This is a genomic window from Cupriavidus sp. 8B (assembly GCF_054589115.1).
Map to the genome: position 1 here is coordinate 47,004 of NZ_BAAILO010000259.1, position 9,726 is coordinate 56,729.

General features: G+C 65.6%; 7 protein-coding genes. 5 read left to right on the forward strand and 2 right to left on the reverse strand.

Annotated features, from left to right (window positions below):
• A partial coding sequence (locus ACYP5B_RS25930) for a DUF2252 family protein (protein WP_459571602.1) occupies nt 1-988 on the forward strand: 988 nt, incomplete at its 5' end.
• A gap of 95 nt (nt 989-1,083) precedes the next feature.
• Here the strand turns inward: ACYP5B_RS25930 and ACYP5B_RS25935 are convergent.
• Nucleotides 1,084-2,511: an NAD-dependent succinate-semialdehyde dehydrogenase gene (locus ACYP5B_RS25935; RefSeq protein ID WP_318231664.1), complete on the reverse strand. Its 1,428-nt coding sequence runs from the start codon at nt 2,509-2,511 to the stop codon at nt 1,084-1,086.
• A 569-nt stretch (nt 2,512-3,080) separates the two neighbouring features.
• On the opposite strand from ACYP5B_RS25935, the gene ACYP5B_RS25940 reads away from it, so the two are divergent.
• A complete protein-coding gene (locus tag ACYP5B_RS25940) occupies nt 3,081-4,286 on the forward strand; it encodes a hypothetical protein (RefSeq protein ID WP_459571619.1) in 1,206 nt (401 codons plus the stop codon).
• A gap of 18 nt (nt 4,287-4,304) precedes the next feature.
• Entirely contained in the window at nt 4,305-6,866 is a 2,562-nt protein-coding gene (locus ACYP5B_RS25945; RefSeq protein ID WP_459571603.1) for an ATP-binding response regulator, read from the forward strand.
• A 40-nt stretch (nt 6,867-6,906) separates the two neighbouring features.
• Here ACYP5B_RS25945 and ACYP5B_RS25950 read toward each other — a convergent pair whose 3' ends face one another.
• A complete protein-coding gene (locus ACYP5B_RS25950) occupies nt 6,907-7,707 on the reverse strand; it encodes an IclR family transcriptional regulator (RefSeq protein ID WP_400094073.1) in 801 nt (266 codons plus the stop codon).
• Between the two features lie 204 nt (nt 7,708-7,911).
• Between ACYP5B_RS25950 and ACYP5B_RS25955 the strand changes: the two genes are divergently transcribed.
• Together ACYP5B_RS25955 and ACYP5B_RS25960 are read left to right on the forward strand one after the other, a co-directional pair.
• Complete coding sequence (locus tag ACYP5B_RS25955) at nt 7,912-9,099, forward strand: CaiB/BaiF CoA transferase family protein (protein ID WP_459571604.1); 1,188 nt, start codon at nt 7,912-7,914, stop codon at nt 9,097-9,099.
• Nucleotides 9,100-9,115: 16 nt separating this feature from the next.
• Nucleotides 9,116-9,726 (forward strand): cysteine dioxygenase family protein (locus ACYP5B_RS25960; protein ID WP_459571605.1); only part of this gene is annotated, 611 nt, incomplete at its 3' end.

Sequence of the window (9,726 nt, forward strand, 5' to 3'; positions counted from 1 at the left end):
GGGTGACAACGGCCTGGTGTATTTTGATCTGAACGACTTCGACGACGCGATGGTCGCGCCGCTGACGGTGGACCTGGTGCGCCTGCTGTCCAGCCTGATGATCGCGGCGCCGCAGCTCGGCCTGTCGGATGCCGACGCGCGCGCGGGCGCCGAGCACATGCTCGATACCTACGCGGCGGTGCTGGCCAGCGGCAAGCCGCGCTGGGTGGAGCGCGCCACCGCCACCGGCATGGTGGCGACGCTGCTGCGCCGTGTCAAACGCCGTCGCCGCGGCGAGGTCCTGGCGGCGCGCACCGTGCGGCGTGGCGGGAAACGGCGCCTGCTGGTCGACAACATCCATGCGCTGGCCCCGCTCAAGGGCGAGCGCAAGCGCGCCGCCGCCATCCTGCGCGAGTTCACGCGGCAGTCCCATCACGGCCAGTTCGTGGCCGACGACGCTGCGCGGCGGGTGGCGGGCGTGGGCAGCCTGGGGCTGGAGCGCTACGTGGTGCTCGCGCATGCGCCGGGCACACCCACCGCCCAGCGCCTCGTCGACATCAAGCGCGCCGCGCCCAGCGCCTGGCAAGGCTTGCCATATGGCGCGCAACCCGCCTGGGGCACCGATGCGTCGCGCGTGGCGCATATCCAGCACGCCATGCAGGCGGCTTCGCCCGCGCTGCTCTCGGCGGTGGCGATGGGTGGCGGGCCGGGAGACCCGTCCTACATCGTCAAGAGCCTGCAGCCCACGGCCGACCGGGTCAACCTTGGACCTCACACAGATCGCGCTAGCCTGAACGTAGTGCTTCTCACGATGGCACGCTCGGCGGCCTGGGCGCACTTGCGCGGCTGCGGACATGAAGCCGCCGATCGCATCGAGCAATTGCAGGAGTTCGCTGCCGGCTCGCGCTGGCGCGCGCCGGTGCTGCGGCTGGCGCGGCATGGCTGCGAGATGGCGCAGGCGCAGTGGAAGGACTTTGCCGAGGACTACCACAAGGCCCGGGGGAAATAGGAAACAGGCCTGGCTTGATTCGTGGCGGGCCTGATCGCTCGCCATCTCTGTCTACTTGCGTTCTGGCCGGGCGGGTGCCCGGCCAGGACGGTACATCAGACCTGCGTGATGAACTTGGTCACCAGGTAGCCATCGAAGGTTTCCAGGCCGCCTTCGCTGCCGATGCCGGAATCCTTGATGCCGCCGAACGGCGTCTCGGCCAATGCCATGCCGAAATGGTTGATATTGACCATGCCGGCCTCCAGGCCGTTGGACACCACCGTTGCGGTCTTCAGCGAGTTGGTGAACACATACGAGGCCAGGCCGAACGGCAGGCTGTTCGCGCGACGCAGCACTTCTTCCACGTCCTTGAAGCGCGTCACCGGCGCCACCGGGCCGAAGGGCTCGTCGACCATCAGCTTGGCGTCGTCGGGCAGGTCGGTCACCACAGTGGGGGCAAAGAAGAAGCCCTTGTCGCCGATGCGCTTGCCGCCGGCCACCACCTTGCCGCCGCGATGATTGGCGTCGTCCAGGAACTGCTCCATCGAGGCGATGCGGCGCTCGTGCGCCAGCGGGCCCATCTGGGTCCCGTCGTCCAGGCCATCGCCGACCTTGATCGAGCCGATCACTTCAGTGAAGCGCGCGAGGAACTTGTCGTAGGCTTTTTCCTGCACGTAGAAGCGCGTGGGCGACACGCACACCTGGCCGGCATTGCGCAGCTTGAAGCGCGCCAGCATTTCGGCTGCCGGCTCGATGTCAGCGTCGTCGAACACCAGTACCGGCGAGTGCCCGCCCAGCTCCATGGTCACGCGCTTCATGTGGGCGCCGGCCAGCGCGGCCAGCTGCTTGCCCACCGGCACGGAACCCGTGAAGGAGATCTTGCGCACGATCGGCGATTCGATCAGGTAGGTGGAGATCTCGCCCGGCACGCCCCAGACGATGTTCAGCACGCCCGGGGGCAGGCCTGCATCGTGGAACAGCTGGGCCAGCGCCACCACCGCGCTGGGCGAATCTTCCGGGCCCTTCAGGATCAGCGTACAGCCGGCGCCGATGGCCGAGACCATCTTGCGGATCGCCTGGTTGAACGGGAAGTTCCACGGCGTAAAGGCAGCGCACACGCCAATCGGCTCGCGCACCACGATCTGGCGCACATTGGGCTGGCGCGGCGGGATCACGCGGCCGTAGATGCGGCGGCATTCCTCGGCATGCCATTCGGCGTGCTCGGCGCAGATCATGACTTCGCCGATGGCTTCGGCCAGCGGCTTGCCCTGGTCCAGCGTGATGTTGCGGCCGATCTCCTTGGCGCGCTCGCGGGTCAGCTCCGCCACGCGGCGCAGGATCTTGGAGCGCTCCAGCGGCGAGGTCTTCTTCCAGCTTTCAAAGGCGCGCTGCGCGGCGGCGAGAGCGCGGTCCAGATCGCCGCGGTTGGCATGCGGCAGCTTGCCCAGCAGTTCCTGGGTGGCGGGGTTGATGACGTCTTGCTCGCGTCGATCCCCTCCCTTGACGAATTCCCCGTCGATGTAGAGGGCGAGATCCTGGTACATGCCTTTCTCCTGAAGAAGGTTGCGTGCGACAAGCGCAGCGGGTGCCGCCGCGGTGGGGGATGCCGCGCCTGGGCGCGGTGGCCAAACCGCAAGCTTAACGCGTCGGCCGGTTTTGTGCATCGGCGGGCTCTGGTGTGTCAGGACGGACGGTCAGGACGGACGGAGTGCCTTAGCCAAGTGACGCAAAAGACACTGCTGGTTCTGATTCTCCGGCTCAGAAAATATGGGTGATGCCCAGGCTCAGCCCGCTCGTCTTCTCTCCGGAAAGTACCTGGAGGAGAAGACGCGACCGCGTAGTGGCGCAACTTGGGGCCCATTGGCTATGACAATTTCGTGAGGTGGCATGCGATTTCCTGATGGCGGGTGCCCTGATAGCCAAACCGCGGGAGACGGATCGACGGGCGGGTTTGAGCGGGGCGAGCGGGGTGAGCAGGGGAGGGCGGCGCCGCGGACGCGTTTTGCGCCAACCGGTCACCGAAGCAAACACTATTCTTTACAGTTGAGGCGGGCACCACCACTCCGGCGCCCGATCTTCATTTCGCCCAACAGTAAAAGGATAATCAATGGCAATGCGTTTTTTTGACAGCACGGGAATAGACACTTACCTGGCTCCCGCCGCGCCCGCTCCACTCGTTCTCAAGCACACGATCAGCCCCGAGGAAATCCGCGATAACTTGCCGCGGGGACAGGGCGGCGTCGGCTTCTTGTTCCATGCGACCGATTGGGAGACATTATCGTTTTCATTTCATAATGTCCGGCAAAGAAGCGCCGAGTTCGAAGAAGCGCTTTGGAGAACGCCGCCGTTCATTGCCTCACCGATTTATTCCGGCTCGCAGCTAATTGGTGCCAATATCGCCTGCCCGGTGCCGCTTGAACTCTGGCTGGGCAGCCCGAGCGGCATCAAGCGGTTCCGGGAAACCCAGTTCTTCCCCGCGCTCGAACTGGCAAGGCGGGCGGGCTTATCCATGGTAGCCATGGGCGCATCCACGCCTTACGCCTGCAACTACGGGGCCTTGCCGCGCCCGGTCAAGCCGCCCCATATCACCACCGGCCACGCCGCGACGGCGGCCATGCTGAAGGATTGGGCCATGCATTGCTGCAACGAGGTCTCCCTGGAGTTCGGCAATGCCAAGATCGCCCTGTTCGGTGCGGCAGGCCGCCTGGGCACGACCGTTGCCAAATACCTGCTCTACAAGAACGCGCCGAAGGAACTGGTGCTGATCGACCTGCCCGACAAGGCGAACCTGCTCACGGCGCAAGCCACGGAACTCCTGTCCTCCGACCTGCTGGGAAAATGCAGGGTTTCGGTGCATACCTTCCGGCCGGATACCGCCTTGCCACAGTTTGACGGCGCCATCCTCACCAGCAGCACCAGCCTGCCTTATCTCACGGCTTCGGACCTGGCGCGCGCGCAATTCTGGATCGACGATTCGCATCCCCGGGCCGCCAGCGTCGAGGCGGAACTCGCTTCGCGCGGCAAAACGCTCTATATCGAGTGTTTTGCCCGCGGACCCGAAGGCCTGAATACCGCATTTCCCTTCAGGCTGCCCAGTACGCGCGATTGTTATACTTGCTTCGCGGAAGGATATGTGGCATGGCAGGAAGGCATGGCCACCGATTTCATCGTCGGTAGTCCTCCGGTCTGGTCAGTCTCCTATACTCACGGCTTATTGAAGAAATACGATTTCTCGGTGGGGCCCTTTTTCGGCAAGAACGGCACGCCGGTTCCCTTGGTCGCAAGCCAGCCTGGCAGCCAGGAATTGATTGGGTCATAAACGGCATCCGGAGGCCTGATGAATGTATTGCGTGAATCGACGCGGGATATGCTCGAACGCAGTCGCTTTGCAATTCGGTGGGGCGGCATACTCGGCCTCCTGTGCCACCCCATCTATTACGTGGTCTGGACCTACGTACTGCCCCAGCCCTACGATAATCTGCCGCTGCGCCTAAGCGCGGCGGCGCTGTGCATACCCCTGATCCTGCAGGACCGCTGGCCCAAGCGCTACGAGGCGCATCTGCTCGTCTACTGGCATTTCTGCCTGATCTACGTGCTGCCCTTTGCCTGTACCTTCCTGACCATCAGGAACGGGTTTTCCACCATGTGGATGATGACGGAAGTCATGATGATCTTCATCCTGGCGCTGTGCATCAACACGCCGCTCCTGGTCCTGGTCTGTATCGCCCTTGGCTTGCTCGGCGCCACGCTCGCGGCCGTCTTGACGTCGCCCGCCGGCCTGGTGGTGAGCGCGGTCGACCAGGCCAACCTGGCATTGCTTCCGGTGGTGACCCTGTGCAGCATGGCTTTTAGCCACGCCATCAGCAAAGGGCGCATCGTTGTGGAGAGGAACAAGGCGCTGCAGAGCCTGGCCGGCTCGATCGCCCATGAGATGCGCAGCCCGCTGGGGCAATTGAAGCTGGTCCTGGATGGCGTGGAAAATGCGCTGCCCGAAGTCACGGATTCCACGCCCGCGCCGGTGCTGTCCAACGAGAATGCCGCGACGGTGCATCGCCATCTCGCCCAGGGGCAACTCTCCATCGAGCGGGGGCTGCGGATCGTGGCCATGACCATGGACGAGGTGAGCGGGAAACCCATCCGGTCGGATCAGTTCGGCTACCTGACGGCCTCCGGCGCCGCGCTCAAGGCCGTGGAGGAGTACGGCTTCGGCAGCGACGCGGAGCGCAACAGGGTCAAGCTGATTGTGCGCAAGGACTTCACCTTCAAGGGGGACGAAGCGGTCTTCCTGTTCGTGTTGTTCAACCTCATCAAGAACGCGCTCTATTACTTCCCTTTGCGTCCCGACGCCACGCTCAGCATCACGGTGGATCAGCCCTCAGTGCTGGTTCGGGATACCGGGCCTGGCGTCCCGGCCGACATCCTGCCTCACTTGTTCGAGCCATTTCGCACGTCCGGAAAGTCGGGCGGCACCGGGCTTGGCCTGGCTTACTGCCGGCGCGCGATGCACGCCTTTGGCGGGGACATCGCCTGCCAGTCCCAAGCGGGCCAGTTCACCGAGTTCACCCTGACGTTTCCGGCCGTGTCGCCCGCCGAGCTTGCCGATCACGAAAAGGCGACGGTGCAGCGCGCCGCGGTGGCACTGCGAAACGCGCGCATCCTGCTGGTCGATGACGATCGCGATCTGCGCGACAGCACGCGCCGCGTGCTGTCGCAGGTGGGCGCGCAAGTGGAAGAGGCCGAGAATGGCCAGGCGGCGCTGGAGAAGCTGCGCTCGGTCCCCTATGACCTGGTGCTCCTCGACATCAATATGCCGGTGCTGGACGGCTACGCAACGGCCGACAGGATGCGCGCCACGCCCGGCGCGGTGAATCGCGGCGCCATCATCGTGGCCTATACGTCCGAGCCACCCCACATGGCGCGGCTCAAATTGCGCAAGGCCGGCGTTGAAGCGGTACTGAGCAGGTCCATTGGCCCGCTGGAACTGTTGACGGCCTTGCAAGGCATCGTCGAGCGTGGCTTCGAGGCATTGCACAGCGGTGGCGCCGATACGCTCAGCGCCAAGACGGTGCTCGTGGCCGACGATGATACCTATAGCCGGCTGGTCACCAAGGCGCATCTGGAGCGCCGGGGCATCACGGTGGTGGAAGCGGAGCACGGGGTAGAGGTGTTGTCCCGGCTGGGCGAGCATGACGGCATCGATGCCATCGTGCTGGATATCCATATGCCCGGCTTGAGCGGCATCGACACCGCGAAGGCCATCCGCGGGCGGTCGCAGGCATGTCGCGACATGCCCATCCTTGCGCTGACCGGACATGTGGACGAAAGCGTTGTCCGCGCCTGCCTGGCGGCAGGCATCAGCGATGTCCTTGCCAAGCCTGTCGTTGCCGAGTCGCTTTACTTCCAGCTCGGCCGGCATTGGCAACGGCGCGCCGCGAATGGCGAATCCAGCCCTGCGAATAATCTCCAAGCCTCGGGCATCGTTGTCATCGAGCACAATGGCCCGGTGGCGGCAGACCTGCTTGACGGCCGTCGCCTCGCGGAACTGAAGGCGCTGGCCTTGCTGGAGGAATCGCTGGTGCCCTGCATCGATCGCATTCGTACGCTGGTCGAGCAGCTCCGCACCGATGTGTCGCAGGAGAACCTCGATGGCGCGCAACAACGGCTGCACAATCTGCTCGGCGTGAGCGGCAATATCGGGGCCAGCGCCTTGCATCGATTCGTGCGGCAGGTCTACCCGGCGGTGGATCAAGGCAGATGGCCGGCGGAGGCGGCGTGGCTGGAGCAGGTCGGCACGCTTGCTGCCCATTCCATCGATGCATTGCAGCGCGTCCAGGCATCCACCACGGCGCAAGCGGACTCCCGGCCTGACGGATCCGGATGCCAGGCGGTCAGGCAATAGCAGGCGCAACAGGTAGGCAACAGGCAGGCAGCAGGCAAGCTCAGCCGCGCCGCATCGCCACCATGCTGCGCGTAGCCAGCGCCAGCGCATTGTGCCGGTTGCCGCCGCCCAGGCCATCGGAGATCTCCGTGGCCGCGTTCAGCACCAGCGCGGCAAAGCCCTTGATCTTGTGCGGCTTGAAGCGCTCCGCGGGCCCCGACAGCCCGATGGCGGCGATGACGTGCCCGTTGCCGTCGCTGATCGGTGCGGCCACGCCGTAGACCGTCTCCCGCCACTCGCCGCGGTTGACCGCATAGCCCAGCTTGCGCACCTTGGCCATCTCCTGCAGGAATCGCTCGGGCTCGACGATGCTGTTGGGCGTGGACGGCGCCAGCGTGGTGCACATGCGCTGTAGGGCGGTGTCCGGCTGGAAGGCCAGCATCGCCTTGCCGGTGGCCACGCAGTGCGCCAGCGCCCGGCCGCCGATCTGGGTGTAGGCGCGCACGGGGTTGGGGCTGTCGATCTTGTGCACGTAGACCACCTCGGCGCGGTCCAGCACGGACAGGTGCACGCTCTCGCCGCTGGCGTGCATCAGCTTGTCCATCCACGCCTCGGCATGGCGGCGCAGGTCCAGCCGCGAGAGCACGGCCGAGCCCAGCTCCCATAGCTTGATGGACGCGCTGTAGCCGGTGCCGGAGGCGTCGCGGATCACATAGTGCAGCTCCGTCAGCGCTTGCAGCAGCCGGTGCACATTGCTCTTGGCCAGGCCCAGGTGGGCGGCGATCTCGGTGAGGCCCAGCGGGCGGTCGCTGTGCGCCAGCAACTCAATCACGCCGAGGCCCTTGATCAAGGTGTTGTTCATCGATGTTTGTGCTCTATGCGGCCATTTTATGCGCAGATCTTATGCGCAGATCCTATTCGGACAGCGCCTATCTGTTCTCAAATGTGGAACGATAGTATCGTATTTTGCAGCTCCCTATAATCATCGCATCGCGGCCGGCAGCCTTCCCAGGAGGATGGCTGATTCACTGCGCCGCCCCTTTCTCGTTTCCCGTGGATGCTTCCCATGCGTGATCTCGACCACCAGGACCTGCCGCTGCAAGGCGTGCGGGTCGTGGAATTCTGCACCGTTGCCGCCGGCCCCTTTTGCGGCATGCTGCTGGCCGATATGGGCGCCGAGGTGATCAAGGTGGAAGCGCCCGAGGGCGACACCTTACGGCAGTGGCCGCCGCTATCCGATGGCTTCTCGGAGAATTTCGCATCGCTGAACCGCAACAAGGAGTCGGTGGCGCTCAACCTGAAGGACGCTGCCGACGTGGCGCTGGCGCGCGCGCTGATCCTGGATGCCGACGTGGTGATCGAGAACAACCGCCCCGGCGTGATGGACAGGCTCGGGCTGGGCTACGCCAGCTTTCGCGAGCAAAAGCCGGGGCTGGTGTATTGCTCGGTGTCCGCCTACGGCCAGAGCGGCCCGCGCGCGGGCGAGGGCGGGTTCGACCTGACCATCCAGGCTGCCGCCGGCGTGATGAGCGTGACCGGCGAGCCCGATGGCGCGCCGGTGAAATGCGGCGTGCCGCTGGCCGACTTCGCGTCGGGGCTGTACGGCGCCTTTGCCATTGCCAGCGCGCTCGCCCGGGTGCGGGCCGGCGGCGCTGGCGCGCATATCGATGTGCCGATGTACGGCTGCACGCTAGGCATCGCCGCGTTGCAGACCAGCGAGTACTTCGGCACCGGCAGGAGCCCGGCCAAGCTGGGCTCCGCCCATCCGCGCAACGCGCCCTACCAGGCGTTCCAGGCCGCCGATGGCTACTTTGCCATCGCCGCGGGCAACCAGAAACTGTGGCTCGAAGTGGTACGCGTGGTGGAACTGCCCGCGCTGGCGCAGGACGCGCGCTTTGCCACCACGCGCGACCGCGCGGCCAACCAGGCCGCGCTGAAGATCCTGCTGGAGGAGCGCTTTGCCACCGCTGGCGTGGAGCACTGGATTGCCGCCTTCAATGCCGCCGGCGTGCCGCATGCGCGCATCAACGACTATGCCGCCGCGCTGGACGATCCGCAGGTGGCGCATATGGAGTGGGTGCGCCCGCTCACGCTGCCTGGTGGCCACCAGACGCGCACCTTCGCCTCGCCGCTGCGCTTCGACGGCCTGGGCTTGCCGATCCGCCGCGACCCGCCGGCGCTGGGCGAGCACAATGCCGCCGTGCGTGCCCGCTACCAGGCGGGCGGCGCAGGCACGGAACAAGACCCCGCGTAAAGATAAAGGAATCATCATGAGCGACAAGACTGGCAACATCGATCGGCTGCGCGAGTTCGTTGCCGCCATCAGCCGTGTGGTCACGCAGGCAGAGCGCGAGGGCAGCAGCGAGTCCGCCATCCTGGTGCAAGCCAGCGCCGCACTGGCCGAACTGGTGGCGCACGACGACTGGCTGCCTGAGGCCATGGCGCTACCGCATCCGGTCTACTACCAGCAGCACCTGCTCTACGGCGATCCGCTCGATCGTTTTTCGCTGGTCAGCTTCGTCTGGGGGCCGGGCCAGCAAACGCCCGTGCACGACCACACGGTGTGGGGCCTGATCGGCATGCTGCGCGGCGCCGAGGTGGACCAGCACTACCGCGTGGAAGGCGGCAGGCTGGTGGAAGATGGCGATGCCGTGCTGCTGAGCGCCGGCCAGGTGGCCGCGGTCTCGCCAACGCTGGGCGATGTGCACCGCGTGCGCAATGCGCATGACGACCGGGTGTCGATCAGCGTGCATTTGTATGGCGGCAACATCGGCCGCATCCAGCGCCATGTGTATGACGCCGCCAGCGGCGCCACCAAGCCGTTCGTATCTGGCTATTCCAACGCGCTGGTGCCCAACCTGTGGGCGCCGGCGGCGCCGCC